Source organism: Bacteroides sp. (assembly GCF_028690125.1).
In the GTDB taxonomy this organism is placed as follows: domain Bacteria; phylum Bacteroidota; class Bacteroidia; order Bacteroidales; family Bacteroidaceae; genus Bacteroides.
The window spans coordinates 70,488-94,533 of record NZ_JAQVBV010000009.1 but is presented as its reverse complement, the minus strand read 5'-3'; the positions used below and the strand labels follow the sequence as shown (position 1 = coordinate 94,533).

At 38.4% G+C, this 24,046-nt stretch carries 19 protein-coding genes; 11 read left to right on the top strand and 8 right to left on the bottom strand.

Going from position 1 to position 24,046, the window contains the following annotated elements; translation table 11 throughout:
* Nucleotides 1-62 precede the first annotated feature (62 nt).
* From PHO71_RS08220 to PHO71_RS08190, 7 genes are all read left to right on the top strand, one after another.
* Entirely contained in the window at nucleotides 63-194 is a 132-nt protein-coding gene (locus tag PHO71_RS08220) for a hypothetical protein (protein ID WP_300201536.1), read from the top strand.
* Nucleotides 194-1,225: a pesticidal protein Cry7Aa gene (locus PHO71_RS08215; RefSeq protein WP_300201533.1), complete on the top strand. Its 1,032-nt coding sequence runs from the start codon at nucleotides 194-196 to the stop codon at nucleotides 1,223-1,225. Before PHO71_RS08220 ends, PHO71_RS08215 begins: the two co-directional genes overlap by 1 nt.
* The gene (locus PHO71_RS08210; protein WP_300201530.1) at nucleotides 1,222-3,417 is read left to right on the top strand and encodes a glycosyltransferase; all 2,196 of its coding nucleotides are present in this window, start codon (nucleotides 1,222-1,224) and stop codon (nucleotides 3,415-3,417) included. Before PHO71_RS08215 ends, PHO71_RS08210 begins: the two co-directional genes overlap by 4 nt.
* Nucleotides 3,418-3,519: 102 nt before the next feature.
* Nucleotides 3,520-5,997 (top strand): TonB-dependent receptor, encoded by a 2,478-nt coding sequence (locus tag PHO71_RS08205; protein ID WP_300201527.1) that lies wholly within the window; start codon nucleotides 3,520-3,522, stop codon nucleotides 5,995-5,997.
* 39 nt (nucleotides 5,998-6,036) lie between these two features.
* Nucleotides 6,037-7,113 (top strand): sensor histidine kinase, encoded by a 1,077-nt coding sequence (locus PHO71_RS08200; protein WP_300201525.1) that lies wholly within the window; start codon nucleotides 6,037-6,039, stop codon nucleotides 7,111-7,113.
* A gap of 68 nt (nucleotides 7,114-7,181) precedes the next feature.
* A complete protein-coding gene (locus PHO71_RS08195; protein ID WP_300201647.1) occupies nucleotides 7,182-8,264 on the top strand; it encodes a sensor histidine kinase in 1,083 nt (360 codons plus the stop codon).
* Entirely contained in the window at nucleotides 8,261-8,977 is a 717-nt protein-coding gene (locus PHO71_RS08190) for a LytTR family DNA-binding domain-containing protein (protein WP_300201522.1), read from the top strand. Before PHO71_RS08195 ends, PHO71_RS08190 begins: the two co-directional genes overlap by 4 nt.
* A gap of 62 nt (nucleotides 8,978-9,039) precedes the next feature.
* On the opposite strand, the gene trxA is transcribed toward PHO71_RS08190, so the two are convergent.
* The 4 genes from trxA to PHO71_RS08170 all read right to left on the bottom strand — a co-directional run bounded on the left by trxA (nucleotide 9,040) and on the right by PHO71_RS08170 (nucleotide 13,544).
* Complete coding sequence (trxA, locus tag PHO71_RS08185) at nucleotides 9,040-9,534, bottom strand: thioredoxin (protein WP_300201519.1); 495 nt, start codon at nucleotides 9,532-9,534, stop codon at nucleotides 9,040-9,042.
* A gap of 353 nt (nucleotides 9,535-9,887) precedes the next feature.
* The gene (locus tag PHO71_RS08180) at nucleotides 9,888-11,387 is read right to left on the bottom strand and encodes an L-lactate permease (protein WP_300201516.1); all 1,500 of its coding nucleotides are present in this window, start codon (nucleotides 11,385-11,387) and stop codon (nucleotides 9,888-9,890) included.
* A 93-nt stretch (nucleotides 11,388-11,480) separates the two neighbouring features.
* Nucleotides 11,481-12,932: a DUF3868 domain-containing protein gene (locus PHO71_RS08175; RefSeq protein ID WP_300201644.1), complete on the bottom strand. Its 1,452-nt coding sequence runs from the start codon at nucleotides 12,930-12,932 to the stop codon at nucleotides 11,481-11,483.
* Nucleotides 12,933-12,956: 24 nt separating this feature from the next.
* On the bottom strand, nucleotides 12,957-13,544 hold the full coding sequence (locus PHO71_RS08170; protein WP_300201513.1) for a DUF3575 domain-containing protein: 588 nt from the start codon (nucleotides 13,542-13,544) through the stop codon (nucleotides 12,957-12,959).
* A 243-nt stretch (nucleotides 13,545-13,787) separates the two neighbouring features.
* Between PHO71_RS08170 and PHO71_RS08165 the strand changes: the two genes are divergently transcribed.
* From PHO71_RS08165 to PHO71_RS08150, 4 genes are all read left to right on the top strand, one after another.
* Nucleotides 13,788-15,332 (top strand): acyl-CoA carboxylase subunit beta, encoded by a 1,545-nt coding sequence (locus PHO71_RS08165; RefSeq protein WP_300201510.1) that lies wholly within the window; start codon nucleotides 13,788-13,790, stop codon nucleotides 15,330-15,332.
* Nucleotides 15,333-15,351: 19 nt separating this feature from the next.
* Nucleotides 15,352-16,863 carry an acetyl-CoA carboxylase biotin carboxylase subunit gene (gene accC / locus PHO71_RS08160; protein WP_300201507.1) on the top strand — a complete coding sequence of 504 codons (1,512 nt, stop codon included), beginning with the start codon at nucleotides 15,352-15,354 and terminating at the stop codon, nucleotides 16,861-16,863.
* Between the two features lie 24 nt (nucleotides 16,864-16,887).
* Nucleotides 16,888-17,412 (top strand): biotin/lipoyl-containing protein, encoded by a 525-nt coding sequence (locus PHO71_RS08155; RefSeq protein WP_300201505.1) that lies wholly within the window; start codon nucleotides 16,888-16,890, stop codon nucleotides 17,410-17,412.
* Nucleotides 17,413-17,589: 177 nt separating this feature from the next.
* Complete coding sequence (locus PHO71_RS08150) at nucleotides 17,590-19,941, top strand: PAS domain-containing protein (RefSeq protein ID WP_300201502.1); 2,352 nt, start codon at nucleotides 17,590-17,592, stop codon at nucleotides 19,939-19,941.
* 286 nt (nucleotides 19,942-20,227) lie between these two features.
* On the opposite strand, the gene bioD is transcribed toward PHO71_RS08150, so the two are convergent.
* From bioD to PHO71_RS08130, 4 genes are all read right to left on the bottom strand, one after another.
* Entirely contained in the window at nucleotides 20,228-20,878 is a 651-nt protein-coding gene (bioD, locus tag PHO71_RS08145; RefSeq protein WP_300201499.1) for a dethiobiotin synthase, read from the bottom strand.
* Nucleotides 20,875-21,672 (bottom strand): malonyl-ACP O-methyltransferase BioC, encoded by a 798-nt coding sequence (gene bioC / locus PHO71_RS08140; protein WP_300201496.1) that lies wholly within the window; start codon nucleotides 21,670-21,672, stop codon nucleotides 20,875-20,877. Before bioC ends, bioD begins: the two co-directional genes overlap by 4 nt.
* A gap of 240 nt (nucleotides 21,673-21,912) precedes the next feature.
* Nucleotides 21,913-22,551 (bottom strand): pimeloyl-ACP methyl esterase BioG family protein, encoded by a 639-nt coding sequence (locus tag PHO71_RS08135; RefSeq protein WP_300201493.1) that lies wholly within the window; start codon nucleotides 22,549-22,551, stop codon nucleotides 21,913-21,915.
* Nucleotides 22,548-23,711, bottom strand: a complete 1,164-nt coding sequence (locus PHO71_RS08130) for an 8-amino-7-oxononanoate synthase (RefSeq protein ID WP_300201490.1) — start codon at nucleotides 23,709-23,711, stop codon at nucleotides 22,548-22,550. The genes PHO71_RS08135 and PHO71_RS08130 overlap by 4 nt, the downstream gene beginning before the upstream one ends.
* Nucleotides 23,712-24,046: the final 335 nt, after the last annotated feature.

Genomic DNA, 24,046 nt, shown 5'->3' with positions numbered 1-24,046 from the left:
AAAGAAGAGAAACCTGTCTATTTTATTCCCGCATATAAACTATCCTAAAAAAGAAATGAATCATGAAAGGTAAAGAGAGAAAAAAAGAAGTAAAGAAAGAGAAATTGGACAATAAAACAAAAGTATTGACTGAATATCAGAGAGAAAAGCAAAGTAAGAGTGATAAAGGAATGAGTATAATACCTAAAACATAATGATACATGTAAAAAGAGAAGGTATTATATTGGAAAGTACTTCACTTGACTTTGAAAACGAAGGAGTGATGAATCCGGCAGTGATAGCTGAAGGAAATACGGTGCATATGTTTTATCGTGCAGTAAAGTCAGGAAATTATTCATCTATCGGTTATTGCCGCCTTGAGGGACCTTTGAAAGTTGTGGATAGGGCTAACACCCCCTTACTCGTTTCAGAGTTTGATTATGAAAGTCAAGGTGTTGAAGACCCGAGAATTGTGAATATTGAAGGTCTTTACTATCTTACTTATACAGCTTATGATGGATATAATGCTATGGGTGCTTTGGCTGTGTCTTCTGATTTGAAAAATTTCGAGAAGAAAGGCATCCTCACTTCCAAAATTACTTATCCGCAATTCAAAGAGTTACTTCGTACACAGCAAGCTATTATCGGCAAGTATTTTCGTTCCAGTAATAAGCGTGAAGAAACTAATGAGAAGGGGCATCTGCTTTATCTGATGGATAAAAATGTGGTCTTTTTCCCTCGTAAGATCAATGGGAAATTTTATTTCATGCATCGCATTCGTCCTGATATACAATATGTAGCAGTGGAACGGCTTGATATGCTGACGAAAGAATTTTGGAAAAGGTATTATCAGAATTTCGCAAAACGTATTCTGTTAGCTCCTTATCATGACCATGAATCAAGTTATATTGGAGCTGGTTGTCCACCGATAGAGACAGGAGTAGGTTGGTTGTTGATTTATCACAGTGTTTATGATACTCCTTCCGGTTATGTATATTCCGCTTGTGCAGCTTTGTTGGATATAGACAATCCGGCTATTGAAATATCTCGCTTACCTTATCCATTGTTCACTCCTGAGATAGAATATGAATTATCCGGTGTCGTTAATAGAGTTTGTTTTCCTACCGGCACAGCCTTGTTTGGCGACACTCTTTATATCTATTATGGAGCAGCCGACAAGCGTGTGGCTTGCGTGTCGGTTCAAATGACTGAGTTATTAGATGAATTAATTAAACAGATCAAATGAGAAAAATAATATGTATCACTACTTATCCTCCTCGTGAATGTGGCATAGCTACTTTTGCCCAAGATCTGGTCCGGGCTATTCAGTCAAAGTTTGGAGAATCTTACTCCATCAAAATATGTGCAGTAGAATCAGATACTGAAAAACATAATTATACCTCCAAACAGGAAGTTGAATATATTCTCAATACTTCTGACATTTCTGCATTTACTACTCTGACCCGGCAGTTGAATGAAAATCCCGAAGTGGAAATAGTGCTTGTGCAGCATGAATTCGGATTATTTGCGGAGCAAGAAAAAGCATTCTTGCAAATGTTGGAGAAGCTTTGTAAACCAGTAATTCTTATCTTTCATACAGTGCTCTCACAGCCTACTCTTACTATGTATGAAAGTGTATGCAAAATGATAGCTGCCTGTACGTATCTAGTAGTTATGACACAAAACTCCCGGCGTATCCTTTTGGAAGAATATAATGCGGATGAAGATAAAATTGTGGTGATTCCTCATGGTACTCATCTGGTATCTTTCAGGGATAAGAATAAATTGAAAGATTTCTATCATCTTTCTGGCAGACGTGTTTTGTCTACTTTCGGTTTACTTAGTCCCGGTAAAAGTATTGAGACGACTTTAGATGCTTTACCGGTAATTATAAAGGCAGATCCTTCTGTAATATTTCTTATTATCGGAAAAACACATCCGGGAGTATTGAAAGTAGAAGGAGAGAAGTACCGCAATTTGTTAGAGACTAAAATGAAAGAGTTGCAGTTGCAAGAACATGTACTCTTTATCAATCAATATCTTGAACTTCCTGTCTTATTGGACTATTTACAGCTAACGGATGTATATCTTTTCACTTCGAGTGATCCAAATCAAGCAGTAAGTGGGACATTTGTATATGCTATCAGTTGTGGCTGTCCGATTATAGCTACGCCTATTCCCCATGCATTGGAATTATTAAGTGATGATTCCGGTATTATCTTCAACTTCAAAGATTCGACTCAATTGGCAGTATCTGTACTTCATTTGCTTGTTGATAAAGAATTGCGGACTAAGATGAAGTTGATCGGTTTACAGAAGACGGCGGCTACGGCTTGGGAAAATGTAGCTATTTCCTACACATTACTTTTTCAGAAGATAGGTAAAGCGGAGGAGGAGCTGATTTACTCTTTACCTCCGATAGATACCTACCATATTCGGCGTATGAGCCGTCAATGGGGAATTATTCAGTTTTCAAAGGGTAATCGTCCGGATAGCTCCACGGGATATACGTTAGATGATACGGCACGTGCTTTAATGGCAATATGTCAAGTTGTTACAATTGGACATGGTAAGGTGAAAGAACGATATATCAGGACTTATCTGAATTTTATCCGCTATTGCCAGCAGTCGGATGGTTCTTTTTTAAATTATGTAGATAAGGATGGAGTATTCACTTCACAAAATCAGGAAGTAGAATTAGATGATAGTAATGGGCGGGCTATTTGTTCCTTGGGATATTTAATTTCCTGTGCCGGGCATTTTCCCTTTTCTTGGAAAGAAGAAGCTGAAGCTATTTTCGAGCGAACCTTTCAACTATTCGATCGGATAGAATCTCCCCGTAGTATTGCTTTTATGCTTAAGGGGCTTTATTATTATAGCCATGAGTGTCCTTCAGTTCAGACGGATGCCACTATTTGTTTGTTAGCCAACAAACTAGCTCAATATTATCGTCGGACAACGGAAGTGGATTGGCAGTGGTTCGAGACGTATCTTACTTATGATAACGCTATTTTATCGGAAGCTATGTTGTTGGCTCATTTGGCTATTGGTAGTGAGGAATATAAAGATATAGCGCATGAATCTTTCGAATTCTTATTGAAAAAAGTATTTGTAGGGAATCGTATACAGGTGATTTCAAATCAGGGATGGATGCATAAAGGCAAGAGTAGTTCCAGATTTGGTGAACAACCTGTAGATGTGGCAGGAATGGTAATTGCTTTGGAAACATTTTATCAGGTTTTTAAAGAAGAAAAGTATCTTCGTATGCAAACTGATGCTTTTAATTGGTTCTTGGGGAATAATCATTTGCATCAGATTGTTTATAATCCGGCTACCGGAGGTTGCTACGACGGACTGGAGGAGACTAACATTAATTTAAATCAGGGAGCTGAGTCTACTGTTTCCTATTTGATGGCACGTTTGGTAATGTCGCATTAATCTTACTTTTGGTCTATAAACGAAGTACGTTTGTCTCATTTGGTCATTCTGTTTTTTTGTTTCGCCTATTTTTGTAGCGAAATAAAAAAAACAGAATAAATCATGAAGATGAATAAAACTATGTTGCTAGAAGAAATTGCGAGTCGTTCGGGGATCTCTGAAGAAGAATGTGGTGCAGTGCTTAAAACTTTTGAAAAAGTTCTTTGTGAGAAACTGACACGGAGTATGTATCGTTATGGAGGGTGGATTCTCTTGCTGATTACTTTATTTGTGTCCGTAGTTGCTTATGGACAAAAAACAGAACGAAAGGGACGTCCGGTACAAACGATTCGTGGAATTGTGATCGATGGAGATTCCAAGTCTCCCATACCCTATGCAACCGTAAGATTGGCAGGGAATGAGCAAATTGGGACGACAACAGATAGCCTCGGTCGTTTTCAGATTTTGCAAGTTCCTGTCGGTCGGCATACCGTAGAAGCCTCTTTCATGGGCTATGAAACCAGTCTTTTCAGAGAAATACTGGTAACCTCTGCTAAAGAAGTCTATCTTGAAATACCTCTGAAAGAAAGTGTGAATGAATTGAATGAAGTAGTCATTCGCGCCAGGACGAATAAAGAAGAAGCAATTAATAAAATGGCCACTACCGGGGCCCGTATGTTGAGTGTGGAAGAAGCCAGTCGTTATGCAGGTGGCTTTGATGATCCTGCACGTTTGGTTGCTTCATTTGCCGGAGTGTCTCCCAGTGTTTCCTCCAATGGAATTTCTATCCATGGCAATGCTCCCCATTTATTGCAATGGAGATTGGAAGATGTGGAAATTCCTAATCCGAATCATTTTGCAGACATTGCCACATTGGGAGGAGGAATACTCTCTTCCCTCAGTTCACTGGTGCTTGGAAACTCTGACTTCTTCACAGGTGCCTTCCCTGCCGAATATGGAAATGCTGTATCTGGTGTATTTGACATGAAGCTACGTAACGGTAATAATCAAAAGAATGAAAATACTTTCCAGGTAGGTATTATGGGAATTGATGTCGCTTCTGAAGGTCCTTTGAGCAAAAAACATAAAGCATCCTATATTTTCAATTACCGCTATTCCACTACAGGGTTATTAAATCTGGAAGGAGGGAAGATGGACTATCAGGATTTGAATTTTAAATTGAACTTTCCGACGCAGAAAGCAGGTACATTCTCTGTTTGGGGAACTAGTTTAATGGACAAGTTTACGAGTGATTTTGACCGGAACATAGAAAAATGGGAGTATTTGAGTGACCGTAGTGAATCGAAGGATAAACAATATATGGCAGCCGGAGGGATCAGTCACCGTTATTTCTTCAAAAATGATGCTTCGCTGAAAACTACTATTGCTGCAACTTATTCGCAATTAGACGGAGGGGCAACTATGTTTAATCAATCCTTGGAATCCACTCCATATATGGATCTTAATACGAAACACACCAATCTGATACTATCTTCCACTTTCAACCGCAAATTTAGCAATCGGTTCACTAATAAAACAGATTTTACGTATACGGCTATGTTTTATAATATGAATTTATCCTTAGCTCCTTATGAAGGTGAAATGTTGGAAACTATATCCCAAGGTGAAGGCAATACGAGCTTGATTTCTGCTTACAATAGTTCTTCCGTCGGATTGAGTGAACATTGGACTCTCAATGCCGGTATTTACGGGCAATTGCTGACACTGAATAATAAATGGTCGGTTGAGCCAAGGGTAGGTCTGAAATGGCAAGCTGCTCCAAAAGTTACCTTTGCTTTAGCTTATGGAATGTATAGCCGTATGGAAAAGATGGATGTTTTCTTTGTGAAAATGAAGAATACCGGAAATAACTCCGTTAATAAAGATCTCGATTTTACAAAAGCACAGCATATTATGTTATCATTCGGTTATAAGATATCAGATCGCATAAATTTGAAAATAGAACCTTATATCCAGTTCCTACACGATGTGCCTGTAATGGCAGACAGTTCTTATTCTGTACTTAATCGTTCTGATTTCTATGTAGAAGATGCATTGGTAAATAAAGGCAGAGGGCGAAATGTCGGAGTGGATATTACTCTTGAACGCTTTTTGGAAAAAGGGTTTTATTATATGATTTCAGGTTCTTTGTTCGATTCGCGTTACAGAGGTGGCGATGGTGTCTGGTACAATACAAGGTTCAACCGGAACTATGTCATCAATGGACTTGTCGGTAAAGAATGGATGTTGGGACGAAGTAAACAGAATATTTTGAGTGTAAACTTGAAACTAACCTTACAAGGAGGTGACCGTTACTCGCCAATTAACACGGAAGCAACCATGATGCATCCGGATAAGGAAGTGCAGTATGATGAAACGAAAGCATTTACTAAACAATATGCACCAATGTTTATTGGTAATTATACAGTAAGTTATCGTATCAATAAGAAAAAAGTATCTCATGAATTTGCAGTGAAAGGACTTAATTTCACTTCTGCAAAAGAGCACTATGGACATGAATATAATGTGAAAACCGGAAAGATAGAACTGTCTGATGGGGCTACAGCATTGACAAATGTAAGTTATAAACTTGAATTCTAATCGAAAAAATATCTATCTTCGTACTTTAAAATAAAGTATATGGTCACTAAAATAACTCTAGGTAACGATTCCAATTTTTTATACCGTTTTCTTGTTAGTCCGCAACTTCGATGGGCAAGATATCTGATTCTTATTATTGTGTTAGGGATCATCTCTTTCAATCAGGTCTTTATTATTTATCTGGATTATCGGGATAAAATGGGAGGGTGGATTTATGGACTTACCTTCATATATTTACTTACCTATATGATCATTGTTTGCTTTAATCTCTTTTGGTTGTTTCCAAAGTATCTGTTGAAGAGACGTTATGTGACTTATTTGTCATTACTTTCTGCTGCAATGTTAGTGGCATTATCGATACAGATGGTCATTGAATACAATATATTTGTTCATTGGCTCGAAATTTATACGAATGGTATTTATTATAAAACGTCTACAGTGATAGATTATCTCTCTTCTTTTATATTGTCTACCCTTTGTATGATAGGAGGTACAATGACCGTACTTTTGAAAGAATGGATGATAGAACATCAGCGTGTTTCCCAATTGGAAAAAGCACATATTCTTTCAGAAGTAGAGCAGTTGAAGGAACAGGTAAGTCCGGAACTCCTTTTTAATACCTTACACTATTCGGGAATACTGACATTGACTGAACCCGAAAAAACGTCGAAGATATTGATGCAATTAAGTCAATTGCTTCGTTATCAGTTGTATGATTGTAGCCGTGGGAAAGTCTTGTTGAGTGGTGAACTTACTTTTCTTACTAATTACTTGCAGTTGAAACAAATTTATCTATCCCGGTTCGATTATGAACTTACTTCAGAAGGAGAAGTAAATAGGGTATTAGTTTCACCTTTACTTTTTATTCCATTTGTGCAATATGCTGTAGAGCAGATCACTCAACAACAGGCTACAAATTCGGTTGCTTTGAAAATACATTTGAAGGTAGAAAGAGATACAATTATATTCACTTGTTTTTGTCCGGGAGTCAATCTTTCGGCAGATAAAGGACTGAACCGAATTCGGCAGAGACTTAACCTGTTGTATGATGCTCGTCATGAATTGTTGTTGAAGGCAGAGGGAATACGGTTGGAATTGAAAGGAGGTGTGTTATGAAAAGAGAGGCGAATGATGAAAACCTGAATGCTAAAAACGTAGATATAAGGACAGTGGATAATGAATATATGAATCATAGAATTGTAGACAGTAGGGAACAGATTGATAGAAGTATAACTGCTTTCTTGTTAAGTCCTCGTTATCGGATATACAGACAGTTGGCATTGCAGGCTGTAGTTTTGCTGATCACAGTTAATATATTTTGGTACGAGCCATTACAGAACGTTTCTTTTGGGAGGCGTTTTTTGGGGTGGTTAGCATATTTTACTTCTTTGAATATGGTAATTTATGCTAATCTTTATCTACTGGTTCCCCGTTTTCTGTTAAAAAACCGTTTAGGAAAATATTTCTTAGGAGCTATTGCAGTGAATATGGTAGTAATTTTCTACCTGTCAGTTTCACAAGGTTTGCTTTTTGAAGTGATTATACCCGGTAAGAATCCGGACGGATTTGCTGTTTTCATCAATACTTTTTCGGGGATACTTACTATTGGTTTTATTACGATGGGGACAACTGCCTTGTTGTTATTCAGCCATTGGCTTCGTTATAATCTGCGTGTTGATGAACTTGAATCTACTACGTTGGAGTCAGAATTGAAATATCTCAAACGTCAGATCAATCCGCATTTCCTTTTTAATATGCTCAATAATGCGAATGTACTGATCAAACGGAATCCGGAAGAAGCATCCAAAGTGCTTTTCAAACTAGAAGACTTATTGAGATATCAAATCAATGATAGTTCACGAGAGATCGTTTCGTTGGCTTCCGATATTCGTTTTCTAAACGATTATCTGAACCTTGAAAAGATACGCCGGGATCATTTCCAGTTTACTTTGGAGCAGGAGGGGGATATCGAATCTATTTGGATTCAGCCATTATTGTTTATTCCTTTTGTAGAGAATGCAGTGAAATATAGTTTTGATAGTGAGCAACCTTCGTATGTGCATCTTTCTTTTAAAGTAGATGATCGGATGCTGAAGTTCTATTGTGAAAATTCCATACCCGCAGTTTCTGTCAGTAACAGTAAAGTTGGAGGAATCGGCCTTGCCAATATTCGACGTCGGCTGCAGTTATTATACCCCGATCGCTATGAATGGAAGCAGAAAGAGAATGAAAATCAGTATACTGTAATTTTAAGTATAATATTATGAATTGTATCATTGTAGATGATGAGCCGTTGGCACGTGAAGCCATGCAATTATTGATAGAAGAATCGGTAAACCTTCATTTGGTAGGAAGTTTTAATAGTGCGGCTACTGCTTCTGATTTTATGGAACAGCATATTGTCGATCTGGTTTTCCTGGATATACAGATGCCTGGAATTACAGGATTGGAATTTGCCCGGACAATCTCCAAAAGAACATTAGTAATCTTTACTACCGCCTATGCGGAGTACGCATTGGATAGTTACGAGGTAGATGCAATTGACTATCTGATTAAGCCTGTTGATTCGGAGCGTTTTAAGAAAGCACTCGATAAGGCATTCTCTTACCATTCCCTGTTATTGAAGGAAGAAAAGGAAGCCATTGAAACGATTACCGCTGCCGAATATTTTTTCGTGAAAGCAGAGCGTAGATATTTCAAAGTCAATTATTCTGATATTTTGTTTATTGAAGGTTTGAAAGACTACGTTATTTTGCAGTTGGACGAGCAGCGTATCATTACCCGTATGAGCTTGAAATCGATATTCGAGTTGTTGCCCAAACATCTTTTCTTACGAGTGAATAAATCCTATATTGTCAATACAGATTATATTGATTCATTCGATAATAATGATATATTTATTAAGTCGTATGAAATTGCTATCGGTAACAGTTATCGGGATGATTTTTTTGAGGGGTTTGTGATGAATAAACGAAAATAGCTCTCTATCAATCACAAGAGAATTGATAGAGAGTCACATCATAACGAGAAAAAATGGAATGATTATTTAGTTTCGTTCTTCTGTATTAAAAGAAAGTCATCGATGGCTTTCTTTAATTGGTTTTTGGGCATAGCTCCTTGAATAGTTCTCGGATCTCCGTTCATCGGAATCATTAATAAAGTAGGAATACTCCGGATACCGAATGCACTTGCCAACTCCTTTTCTTTGTCTACATCAATCTGATAAACGTCTACTTTACCACTATACTCTTTACTAATTTCTTCTAAGATGGGATGCATAGCTTTACATGGTCCGCACCATGTTGCATAGAAATCGACTATTGCCGGACGACTTCCTTCGAACTTCCATTCATTGGGATTGGCTTCATAATTGTATACTTTCTTCAAGAATTCAGCTTTATTTAATGCTACTATTTCCATTTTGTTTTCCTCCTTTATTGGTTTATCACTCTTTTTAATTTCTCCGCTATTGCTTGCACAAGCTGTGGTTGCTACCACCATGGCAAAGGCACTTAATAAGCTTTTAAATAACATCATACTCATTGTTTTTGTTTTTTGATAATGCAAAGATAAACTAAATAGAAGGGTTTGTAAATGGCGATTTGACTGAAACATTTAGCGAAATTTCCCATTGATAGTTAATGAATTGAAATAGTGTCACTATTCTGTTGATATAGTGACACTATATGTTTGTTATGGTGTAAGCATTCATTTGTTAAACGAAAAAGATACGTCTTATTATTGTCACTTAATTATTTTTAATTCTAAGATACAATATAATTTTTACTCATCAATATGTACTTTTGGTTTCACTCAGTTGCAACTAAAAAAAATATAGGTTGTAACCAAATGTTTCGGTACTTGGAATTGAAGTCTTGCAGTTGGAACAATTAACTAAATATATATACAATAATTCCCGTAATCACAACATAAACCAATGCGTATGGGATCGCCGCTTTCAGTATTTCCCCTTCTTTACCTTGTTGATTTCCCGCAGAAGTAGCAATAGCGATACTTTGCGGAGAAATGATCTTTCCTCCGGTAGCACCGACTGTATTAGCAGCTGATAACCAATCTGGGCTGACATGAATCTGTCCGGCTACACTGGCTTGCAGTTTACCAAAAAGAATATTGGAAGAAGTATCACTACCGGTGATAAATGTTCCCAAACATCCGATTACCGGAGCGAAGAGCGGATACAAACTTCCGGTAGCTGTTGCTAGTGCAGTGGCGATAACAGCAATCATTCCTGATGTATCCATGATGGTTGAAAGTCCGACCAGACAAATGACGGTAATGAATGTTTTCTTTAGTTGTTTCACTGTATTCCAAAGGACGACAAACAGCTCTTTGACTTTTGCCCCCTGTATCAATCCTCCGGCGAAAGTACCAATGAATAGTAAAACTCCTGCATGCGTAAGCCAGGAAATAGTATAATTAACGGTAGAAGCATTGATAGGAAGGCTGATTCTGGTAATCCAGTTATTTTCAAGTGTATGCCTCAATTCGGGGAAAAGAGGACTAGTCAGTATAATAAGGAATAGAATCAATAGGTAGATACTCCAGGCATTGAGGATGTCTTTGGTTTTAAGCGTACTCTTTCGTTCCTTTTCTTCTTTGGATGCAGTCAGTTTTCCGTAGAGAACGATGACGATGATCGATAAGATACTGCCGATAATAGCCGGAGATTCTGCTCCCATATATTTCGCTGCCACGTATTGTCCGAATAGAGAAACACCTCCCACCAATAAAGCAAGGAATATATTTTTTGGAAGTGATTTCACCTTAGAATCAGTGAGGAAAAGTAAAACAAAAGGAATCAGAAACATGAGCACAGAGAGTTGTAGCACCACGTTCGTGCTCAATTGCAGAACATCCAAGTTTGTCTCTTTAGCCAATACTAATACAGGAGTTCCAATGGCACCGAAAGCAGTAGCTACGCTATTGGCAATCAAACTGACAGTAGCCGAAAAAATAGGCTTAAATCCTAAACTGATTAATATAGCTGCCGGAATAGCAACCGCCGTTCCGAATCCGGCCATTGCTTCCAATAAACCACCGAATCCCCAAGTCAATAGCAATACCTGAATACTTTTATCTGTAGATATGGATGAAAATTGTTGTTTGATAATTTCCATCTTCTGTGTTTTCAGTAAGACATTATAGCTGAAAATGGCCATCAGAATAATGATTAAGATAGGTGAAACGGCCTTCAATGCTCCATAGATAAATGAGAACAACAGATTGTCTACAGTGACAGAAAAGCCAAAAAGAGCGATAAGTATAGTAACAAGAAGAGATATGATGCTACTTTTATCACCTGACATTTTGAAGAATGCCATTAAGACTATCAATAGAAGTACCGGAATCATAGCAAGGATTAGAGTCATAACTATCAGATTTAAAAAAGTGAAACGTTCGTTTGTTAAAGGTATAACAAACGAACGTCTCATTTGGTCTGCTGAATAAAATGTTTTTTCTATTTATTTCATTTTCATATTAAGGATTTGTTGCAATTGTTGCAAGTTTGCCTGAGCTGCTTCATTGCCCATCTTAGCTGCTTGTTCGAAAGCTGCTCTAGCACGTTGGATATCGCCGTTCAGGAAATTATATACACCTGTATTGTTTAAGAACTCAGCAGTAGCATGATCTGCTTTTTCCATAAATTTCACTGCTGTATTTAAATCCTTCATAGATAAAGCGACAGCTGCTGCATTCAGGTTGGCAACCGGATCATTCGGATACATACGTACGGCAATGTCAAATACATCTACAAAGTCCTTGCTACCTTTCGGATAGCTGTTTGCTACCTGATACATTTCATTTAAACTCAAATATTTCGGATTCTCACGGATGATGATGCGTCCCTGTTCTACGTCGAAATTGATAACAGTATAGTCAATTTTGCAATTTACTTTACGCAATCCCGGATAGATTTCTTTCAACATGGTACGATAAGGAACGCCACCACCTACACGCATAATTTCCTGTTTGCGCTTCACGTCGTCAGTAGTATTCTTGATAATATTCAGGAAAGTTTCTTTGTCTTTCATAGAAGAAGCCTCAAGAGCTTTCACCAGACCATCCCAGTTTTCACCACCAAAAGTTACATTATATACATTGGCAGGAACTTTTTCATTTTTTACCAGAAAGTCCTTCAAAGCGACTGCACGTTTCTTGGAAAGTTGTTCATTGAACGCCAAGGGACCTTCCGGAGAAGCAAAACCTTCAATACTAATTCCTGTTACTGTCAGGTTCTTATCATTCTGAATTTTGTCGAACATAGAATGAATATTCACTAGTTCAGTATGGTTATTCATGAAATCTGTCAAGATAACATATTTATTGACAGGGAAATCCAGATGAGCTTCATACTGTTCGCTACGCGTTTTTACCACTTCTACTGTCGGTTGGATATAGGCAATCAATGGCGACATGGCACTCAATCGTTTTGCTTCCGTAGAAACATCGTTCGTAATCAATTCCTGAGCTGTCATTTCCTGATAATTACCACATCCGCATAATGTCTCTACCAATTGCAAAGAAGCGTTTGCCATCCAAGGTTGATAAGGAATAACCTGAGTATAGTTGAACGTTTCCCGTTTGTTATAAGGGACGATGATAGCCGTTGGCTCCTGTTTACTGATAGCCAGCCCGCGGATATATGCTTTCTCACGTCTTTTTCCGTTGATAACAATTTCCTGCAAAGGAACATTGTGTTGTCCGTCCGTCAATAAGGGAACGAGACTTAAGCTTCTTGCCGAACCTACGGTGAGGTTTTTCATATCCATCGTCATTCCTATGTATAATGATTCACCCTGTTGCCATAAAGTCACATTCGAAAGAGTGAGCGCATCATTCATGAATTTTTGTGCATGAGCCGGTGCTATGACGGCTACAAGAACTATGATAAGATAAATAAGTTTCTTTTTCATCATTGTAAGTTTTAAAAGTTTTGATTATTTGATGACATAAATAAAGCTTAGACCGATTTTGGTTGGACCGAAATAGTTACGAGTGTTATGTCCTATCTTTTCACCTCCATCACCTCGGGCGTATTTATCATACTCTACGCGAGCATAGCCGACTCCAATGGTGGCTTCCATGCTCCAACGTTTGCTGATAATCCATTGATATCCGTATGAAATACCTGCTCCATACAAGTTTCCGTCATAACGGTCATGTCCCATGCCCAATATATTCAGGTTACTGACATCCATATCTGCATAGTGACCGTGCAGGCCAAAGAAACTACCGTTGAAACGTTCACAAAGCCAATAGCGTAATTCCGGTTGGACCAGCCAATGTTTGATTTGACGGTCGTTTCCGAATTTCCAGGGATTGTAATTACCCGATACATCAAGAGTCAGTTTTTTGGAAAGTGCGATCTCAATTCCCAGGTTGGGGGTGGAAGTCGCCCAATACAAAGCGTTTGTCTTAATGGCAAATTTGGGTAGATAGGTTTCATTACGTTGTACTTGTGCATGAATGCTTGTACCAAAAGCGAGCAGGAAACCAACTGCTAGTAAGAATTTAATTGTTCTCATTTTCGTTAGGGTCTTGGTTTTATTAAAATGATAAGCGATAAACACCTGACCAAGGGACTTTGTTGAGGTAACCCGCAAAAAAGATTTCTAAATGGAAGAAGAAAGATGTTTAAGGGCATAAATGCTAACAAATTATAAAGGAGAAACGTTTCTTATATTAAGAATATCATCGTATAATCCAGATGACAACTATTCAATTTATTACTGATTACATTTACACGTTACTTTAAATATACACAGCCTATGAAAGAGCTTATCAAAAACCTGGAAGAACTAAACAGAAAAGCTGAAAAAGGGGGTGGAGATGCCCGTATTGAGAAACAACATTCAGTGGGTAAACTGACGGCCCGTGAACGTATTGATTTGCTTTTAGAGAAGGGTTCGTTTATTGAGTTGGATAAATTGGTGACTCATCGTTGTACCGATTTCGGTATGGAAAAACAAAAATTTGCAGGAGATGGTGTAGTTACCGGTTACGGTATGATTGGAAAACGCTTAGTGTATGTTTTTGCGCAGGACTTTACCGTATTTGGAGGAGCTCTTTCGGAAACACACGCCAAGAAGATTTGCAAGGTGATGGATATGGCTATGCAAATGGGAGCACCTATCATTGGATTAAACGATTCCGGAGGTGCCCGTATTCAGGAAGGAGTACGTTCTTTGGCAGGATATGCTGAGATCTTTCTTCGTAATTCTATGGCTTCAGGAGTCATACCACAGATCAGTGCGATTATGGGTCCTTGTGCAGGAGGTGCTGTTTATTCACCTGCATTGACAGACTTTATTCTGATGGTGAAGAATTCCGGTTATATGTTCATTACCGGTCCGGATGTGGTGAAGAGTGTGACACAAGAAGAGGTTAGCAAAGAGGATCTGGGTGGAGTCGGCGTTCATATGACAAAATCGGGTGTTGCCCATCTTTCAGCAGAAAATGATATTGAATGTATTAATTATATCAGGGAATTGATATCCTATCTTCCGGGAAATAATATGGAAGAACCACCTTTTGTAGCTACCAGTGATTCGCCTACGCGCTTGACACCTGAGCTTTCTAATTTGGTTCCTACCAATCCGAATCAACCTTATAATATGAAGGAAATGATAGAATCTGTAGCGGATGATAATAGCTTCTTTGAACTTCAATCGGAGTTTGCACCGAATATTGTTACCGGTTATATTCGCCTGAATGGGAAGACGGTGGGAGTTGTAGCTAATCAGCCATTGGTGTTGGCAGGAACATTGGATATTAATGCTTCTATCAAAGCTGCCCGTTTTGTCCGCTTTTGCGATGCATTTAATATACCATTACTGACATTGGTCGATGTACCGGGATTTCTTCCGGGAGTGGATCAGGAATACGGTGGCATTATTCGCAATGGTGCCAAACTGCTTTATGCTTATTGTGAAGCTACGGTTCCAAAAGTCACAGTAATCACTCGTAAAGCTTATGGAGGTGCTTATGATGTGATGAGTTCCAAACATATTCGTGGTGATGTAAATCTGGCTTTCCCAACAGCAGAAATTGCTGTAATGGGACCGGATGGTGCTGTTAATATTTTGTTCAGGAAAGAAATAGATAAAGCCCAGTCTCCCGAAACGAAACGGAAAGAACTTCAGGAAGAGTATCGTGAGAAGTTTGCTAATCCCTATCGGGCAGCAGAGTTAGGTTATATAGATGAAGTTATTGATCCGGCAGTCACCCGCCTGCAATTGATTCGCAGTTTCGAGATGCTTGCCAATAAACGTCAGTCTAATCCACCTAAGAAACATTCCAATATTCCACTTTAAGAGATGAAAGGAGAAAAATATGATCAAGAAAATATTAGTTGCTAACCGGGGTGAAATAGCTATGCGTATCTTTCGTACGTGCAGGGTGATGAATATTTCAACGGTAGCTGTTTATACTCATGTAGATCGTGGAGCTTTGCACGTTCGTTATGCGGAAGAAGCTTACTGTATTTCCGATTCACCGGAAGATACTTCTTATTTGAAACCGGAATTGATATTGTCGATTGCGAAGAAAACAGGTGCGGCTATTCATCCGGGATATGGTTTCTTGTCGGAGAATGCAGATTTCGCCCGTCGTTGCGAAGAAGAAGGAGTGATCTTTATTGGTCCCAGTGCTGATATTATTGCCAAAATGGGAATCAAGACCGAGGCACGTAAAATCATGCGTGAAGCCGGACTGCCGATTGTCCCTGGAACGGAGACTCCTGTACAAGGTATAGATGAAGTAAAGAAAGTTGCTAAAGAGGTTGGTTATCCTATTATGTTGAAAGCTCTTGCCGGAGGCGGAGGAAAAGGGATGCGACTGGTTCGTTCGGAAGATGAAGTGGAAACAGCTCTTCGCCTGTCGCAATCCGAAGCGGGAACATCTTTTGGTAATGATGCCGTCTATATTGAAAAATATATCGAGAATCCGCATCATATTGAAGTACAGATAATGGGTGATAAATATGGTAATGTAGTCCATCTTTATGAGCGTGAATGTTCTATTCAACGTCGTAATCAGAAAGTGATCGAAGAATCACCGTCTCCTTTTGTGAAAGAAGAAACTAGGAAGAATATGCTGAAAGTAGCAGTCGAAGCTTGCAAGAGAATCGGCTATTACAGTGCAGGGACATTGGAGTTTATGATGGATAAAGATCAAAATTTCTACTTCCTCGAAATGAATACCCGCTTACAGGTGGAACATCCTGTAACGGAAGAATGTACAGGAGTGGATCTGGTACGCGATATGATAACCGTTGCTGCCGGCAATCCGTTACCTTATAAACAAGAGGACATCAAATTTAATGGAGCAGCTATCGAATGCCGTATTTATGCAGAAGACCCTGAGAATAACTTTATGCCTTCGCCCGGAGTAATAACAGTTCGTGAAGCTCCCGAAGGCCGTAATCTTCGTTTGGATAGTGCGGCTTATGCCGGATTTGAAGTCTCCCTACATTACGACCCGATGATTGCCAAGCTTTGTTGTTGGGGACGTACCCGTGCTTCGGCTATCTCGAATATGGCTCGTGCTTTGCGGGAGTATAAAATATTGGGCATTAAGACTACTATTCCTTTCCATCAACGGGTTTTGAAGAACGCAGCTTTTTTGGAAGGAAAGTATGATACCACTTTTATCGATACCCGTTTTGATAAAGAGGACTTGAAACGGCGCCAGAATACCGATCCGACAGTGGCTGTCATTGCGGCTGCAGTGAGGCATTACGAAAGAGAGAAAGAAGCTGCTTCCCGGGCAACTACGCTTCCGGTAGTAGGTGAATCTCTTTGGAAGTATTACGGTAAGTTGCAAATGACTGCCAACAATTACTAATTGGAGTATTAAAATGATATGAATATGGGTACAACATTAGCTACATATTATGCCAAACTTCTGGATATGCCCGATACTGAATATAAGGTAGAAATTCTGGAAGACGGACCGATCAAAAAGATTGCAGTCAATGGCAAAGTTTATGAGGTTGATTATAACGTGGGAGGTGACTCCATTCATTCCATTATTATTGATCATCATTCACATGGAGTACAAATTTCTCCTTCTTCCAATAATTCATATACAATCATGAATAAGGGAGAACTTTACCAGATTGAACTGCAAGGAGAAATGGAGAAAATACATAATGCTCGTGCTGCTACTGAAACTGTGGGGCGTCAGGTAGTGCAAGCGCCAATGCCGGGAGTTATCCTGAAGACATACGTCAAGAAAGGAGATGACGTGAAACGAGGAGATCCTCTTTGTGTATTAGTCGCCATGAAAATGGAAAACGAGATTCGTTCCACGACAGACGGAATAGTAAAAGAGGTATTTGTAGAAGGTAATATGAAAGTGGGATTGAACGATCGGATTATGGTAATTGAATGATCTTTTTTGGGGTATTTATTAGTCTGAATTAGTTCTAGCTAAAGTTTCCGTATGTAAAACCGTAACTTATTCGGTCCATACGGAAATTTTTCATGAAAAAAATCTTATAATGTATTTATTATTAAAACTTTTCTCTATATTTGACCACTAAGAATATAATTATCATTTCGATATCTTATGGATAGTGAACAAACGAAAACAACACTCGAAGAGCAGTTAGAAGCACTTAGAGAGGAGAATGCACAATTAAAGAAGAAACTCTCCTTTCTGGAAGAGTCGATTCCTATTACTTTTAGAGAGAAATATGCGGTTAAGATATTAGATTCACTTCCGGATATGTTGACTGTTTTCACACATGATGAGGTCGGTGTGGAAGTTGTGTCGAATGAGCAAACCAATCATGTAGGACTATCAAATAAAGATTTTGAAGGAATGCGAATGTGCGATATGGTTCCTCCCGAAGCATATCAGAATATACATTCCAATTTACAAAAAGTAATTTCTACAGGAACTGTTTCGATAGCACATCACGAACTGGAAATTGATGGCGTACGTCATTATTATGAAAATCGTATTTTTCCTTTGGAAGAGGAATACGTATTGATTATGTGTCGTGACATTACCGAGCGAATTACAACTCAGCGTCAGTTAGAAATTTTTAAAAGAGTGCTTGATAAAGTAAGTGATAGTATTCTTGCTGTGTCAGTTGATGGTACATTGATATATGCCAATAGGCAATTTATAGAAGAGTATGGTGTCACCGAACAATTGGGTACACAAAAGATATACGACTTACCTATTTCTATGAAAACTCCTGAAGCCTGGCAAGACCGCCTTCAGGACATACGTGATAATGGCGGTAGCTTTTCTTATCGAGCCGGCTATATACGAAAAAATGGTGAGAAAATAGGAGTGCATCAGGTTTCCACTTTTCTGATTGAGGAGGATAATGAAGAGCTAATCTGGTTGTTTACTCAAGATATAACAGATGTTATCAAGAAACAGGATGAACTTCGCGAACTGAATGCTTTGCTTGAAGGTATTTTAAATAATATCCCTGTTTATCTGTTTGTGAAGGACCCGGAAGATGAATTCAGATATTTATATTGGAACAGAGCATTTACTGAGCATTCGGGAATACCTGCATCTAAAGCCATCGGACATACTGATGCCGAAGTTTTTCCCGAACATGAAGATGCAGTAAAATTTCATCAGGATGATTTGGAAGTACTTCGCACGCATGAACCCCTCGAAATGCAGGAAACATACATCTCTGCCAAGGGGGAAGCTCGCATTGTACAAACATTGAAAACATTGGTCCCAATGGAAGGGCGCAAACCTCTGTTGATTGGTATTTCCTGGGATATTACGAGTCTCCAGAATATTGAACAGGAATTGGTGAAGGCGCGACTCAAAGCCGAGCAATCTGATAGGCTAAAAACTGCTTTTCTTGCTAACATGAGCCATGAAATACGTACTCCCTTAAATGCCATTGTTGGCTTTTCTAAATTACTGCCTTCAGCAGAAACACCAGAGGATGAGCAAACTTACTCAGACATTATCAATCAGAATTCTGATATACTGCTACAGTTGATTAATGATATCTTAGATTTATCCAAGATTGAAGCAGGTACGCTGGAGTATACCAAGCGTCCAATGAATTTGGGAGAATTGTGTCGTACGATATTTGAAGTTCATAAAGGACGAGTACAGGAAGGAGTGACATTATATTTAGATAATCAAGAGGAAAACTTGTTGATTGAAGGAGACTATAACCGTATAATGCAGGTCATAACTAACTTTATCACGAATGCAAGCAAGTTCACTTATTCCGGTGAAATTCGTTATGGTTTTGAAATAAGAAAGGATTATATTTATTTCTATGTAAAGGATACCGGTATTGGAGTGGCACAGGATAAAATAAACCATATTTTTGATCGTTTTGTTAAACTAAACTCTTTTGCTCAAGGTACAGGGCTTGGACTTGCTATTTGTCGAATGATTATAGAAAAGATAGGTGGAGAAATCGGAGCTACCTCTGAATTGGGCAAAGGTTCTACTTTCTATTTTACTATACCTTTTAAAGATAAAGACCGTGAGCGGATAAAAGTTTCAGAAGTGTCGGAAGAAAAGCAGGAAGATAGTTTTATAAAGAAACCGCAACGGATAAAGAAGATTTTGATAGCCGAGGATGTAGAAAGCAATTTCATCCTTGTAAAGAACTTGATAGGGAAGGACTATACATTATTATGGGCTAAAGATGGAATGGAGGCTGTGGAGATGTATAAGGAATATCAGCCCGATTTGATTCTAATGGATATCAAAATGCCTCGTATGAATGGATTGGATGCTACACACATCATTCGTTCGTATTCTAAAGATGTTCCGATTATAGCATTGACAGCTTATGCATTTGAAGCTGATAAAGAAAAAGCATTAGAAGCAGGCTGCAATGATTTTGTTACTAAACCTATTTCCGAAGAGAGCTTAGTTAAGGTGTTAAGAAAGTATTCTGGCTTTTCTGGTTGAAAACAGATGGTAAATGAAGAAAGTAACAAAACATTATCTTCTTTTTATTATCATGATTATTTTTATTATCATGATTATAAGTGATATAATGAAAAATATGAGGGATGACAAAGAACTTTTTTATTTATAGTTGGATATGTTTTTAGTATAAAAGCTTCTCAATCTTTAAAAAAAACTTCCCAATGATTAAAAATAACCATTGAGAAGTTTTTTTTAAACTTCCTAATGGTTGTACTTACAAAATGAGTATTCTCATATTGACAGCTAATTTTGATATGCTTAGTATTTAAATCTTAGAAATCTCAGGTACTAAAAGAAATTTGGTACTCGGAAAATTCTTTTCCAGATAAGTACGAATGAACTCCATGGTATCATGTTGAATCGTTTTATCTTCTACAGTAGGATATAAATTATAAAGCACCGTATCTAGTGTGATACCACGTTTTTGTATAGCTTCCAAACTTAGAAGGGTGTGATTGATACTGCCCAATTTACCGGAAGTGACAAAGATCAATGGATATTGTTCTTGAGCAATGTAGTCGATAGTCAGGAATTCTGTTGTCAGAGGTACCATAAGACCGCCTGCTCCTTCAAGTAGTACATAGTCATAGCGTTCACTCAATTCCTGTGTGGAACGTTTGATTTTGTCGAAGTCGATGGGACGGTTGTCCAGACGGGCGGCAAGATGGGGAGAAGCCGGATAAGAAAAGATTTCCGGCATGGTTAGTCCTTCCTTGTCTTCTTGTGTAAAAGGGATTCCCATAATACGTCGGTGCAGATCGATGTCTTCGGAATGACCAACATTTCCGGTTTGGATAAACTTTTGTGTGATGGTTCTCTTTCCGCTATTGTTCCATTCGCGTGCCAGGAAACCGGTGGCATAACTTTTACCGGCATCGGTGTCGATACCGCTTACAAAATATACATTCTGTTTCATACTTTTTTTTTCTTTGCTATAATATAAATTGGATGATATGTTAGGGATACAGTACTGCCTTGACTAAACTGCCGGGTGTAGCATTCGCAAAAGTGATGCAGGTCACCACGTGTCCAGAGATGTTCTTTTATTTTATGATCTTGTTCCGTATGCAAGGGTACAGGTATTGATAGTCCGGTTACTCCGGTTTGTTTCAAATGATAAAGCACTTTCATTGGATTCTCGAAGCGGAGGGGGATGATTTCTTCTTCCGAGTGCAAGATATCGAAGTGTGGTGATAAGGCTCCTTCCAACTCTTTTCGGGAACGGTAAGGAAGTCCATTTCCGGTAAGTTCTCTAACCTCTTTCATATTGTCTTTTCCAAATGTGCTGAAGGCAAAGTAACCCTGTTCGTTGAGCAAAGTGTTGCATCTCTGAAAAAACTTTTCGGGAGATTCAAACCATTGCAGTGTTGAGCAGGAAGTGATCAATGAACTACTATTAGGAAAAAAAATGGTTTCTGCATCTCCCGGAAGAAAGGCTACTTGCTGTTCCTTTAATAAATCTTCGCAGCAATATTTCATATCTTCGCAAAGGTCATTCAATAACAGGGACTTTGGACGCAGATTTTGGAGCAACATACGGGAATAAATTCCGGTTCCACAGCCAAATTCGATGACATTCGGACAAGGAGTGGACAAATGTTCCTGAAGAAGGTGAATCATCTTGTCAGCAATTAACCTTTGCACATTTGCTTCCTGAGAATAGGTGGTGATGGCTTTAGAGAAGCGTTCGGCAATCAATGATTTATCCATGAGCAATAATTAAAGTTTTACACTTGATTTGCAATATCATACTTTACTTCCACTAGTTTTTTTAGGCTTGTGAAGGCTATTATTTATCCATTTGTTGAGTATTAATAGTCAATTTATCAGCTATTAATACTCTATTTCTCAGCTATTAATGGCTGATTTCTCAACTATTAATAGCCAATATTTCGATAATTAAGTAACTTTTTTGTTGCTACTAAATGTTTGAAAATAAGCTATTTGATATTAAAATAAAAAATCTTTCTGATAGTGCGCGGCATCTGTTTCTTCTATCAGATCCACTTTGTCTTTCCAAGCTTGCCGTTGATTTTCCGTAGAAAAAATCCGGTCATTCTTTCCGATGATGGCTTTCTGCCAAGTAAAGGAAGAAGGTGGCAAAGTTAAATACGAATGCTGAATGGCAGCTAATTCTTCTTTTAATTCTTCCACAGTGCGTTTGGGAGCTACCATCAGAAACTCTTTGTATTCAATGACCGACCCACACATTCTTTTTTGAAATTTAAGTAGTGTTTGTTCATTCAAGCCTTGAAGTGTTCCTTCAAAGATTGAATGTGCAATACCTCGTGTGTCGTCTATTGGATAAAGTGTACCGTTGATAGCAACACTATGGACAATTGGTAGATGGGGAAGCCGTTGCATCATTTGTGAGGCTACCCATACACCCATTGACCAGGCAACCAGTGTGATATGAGAGTATTTCTGAATAAGAGTATCGTCAAAATCCAATGAACGGTAGTCATAACAAATCATCCAATCGCAACCGTTGGAATGAATCTGTTGGAATGGCGTTTCATCCATGCCCCAACCTGCGAAGAAGAGAATCAGATGTGGCTGGTCTTTTTTGATTAAAAACTTCTGTATCATTTGTTAAGAATAGAATTAGTTAATTCATCCATTTCTTTCTCAGTGATATCTGCTGTTAATGAAAAACGGATACGTGAAGTCCCTTCAGGAACTGTCGGCGGGCGAACAGGCAAAGCATAAAATCCTTTTCGTTGAAGTTCTTCTGCTTTGAGTATAGCATCTTTGCTGTCGCCTACCACCATAGGTACAATGTGGCTGACAGAAGGGCAAACATATTCTCTGCAAGTGAGTGCTTCTTTAAGCTTTCGGCTAATTTGCAGTAAATGTTGTCTCTTTTCCTGAAAACCGGATAAGCGTTCTAAAATAAAAGAAGTCCATTGCACATTGACAGGAGGGAGGGCTGTTGTGAAAATAAATGTCCTCATCTTGTTGATGAGGTAATCGCGTATCACACTGCGACAAGCGACATAAGCACCTACAGAAGCGATTGCTTTTCCGAAAGTTCCAACCAGAAAATCTATATCGTTTATACAGTTTTGTTCTTCGGCACAGCCTAACCCTTTTTCTCCGCGTACACCGAAAGCGTGAGCTTCATCGACATATAATAGGACATTCGAATAGTTCTGTTTGAACTTGACTAAAGTTGAAAGATCTGCTTCGTCACCGTCCATACTGAAGATGCTTTCGGTAACGATGATGATTTTATCAAAGTGATTGTGATTTCCTTCTATTAATCTTTTCAATTGTGTTAAGTCATTGTGCCGATACCGAATACACTTTGCTGCTGATAGACGGATACCATCTATCAGGCTGGCGTGAACTAATTTATCTGCCAAAATCAATGTATTGATATCACTGATAGCCGGAAGAATTCCGGTATTTGCATGATAACCGCTATTGAATACTAATGCACTTTCTGTACCAAACATATCTGCTAATTGTTGTTCCAATTCTTGATAGGCAGTAAAATTGCCTGTCAGTAGACGTGAAGAAGAGGAAGTTGGCAGAAATGTTTGAGGAGTTAAGGTTCCTAAAAAGTCATTTCTTAGAGATAAGTCGTTCGCTAGCCCCAAATAATCATTGGAAGAGAGGTTCAGCATTCGCTGTCCGTTCACTTCAACTTCTCTCTTGTCGTGAATAAGTTGAGGAAGGCAGCGGAAATTCCTTTTCTCTTTTAAGGTTTGTAATTCTAGTTGTATTGAATTGATAAAATCACTCATATGATAGCTTTTTACATAATTAATAAATATTCATTAGCATAACTAGTTTTTTTCTATACTCTGGTTATTAGTTGATCTCAAAATCATATCTATATTACTTCTGAACCATTTCTTGTAACATGAACAATCATGCTCATTCAGGGTTATTTTACTATATTCGTTTTATTAAACTCATAAAATTATGAAATCTAGGTTGCTTTTAATTCTATTTGCTATAACTCTGTGCTTAAGTACTGTATCGTGTGTATCTGTAAGAGTAAAACCTCATAAAGAGAAGTCGATACCTCCCGGACAAGTTAAGAAGGTAACAGGAAGTAAGTCGGCTAAATATTACA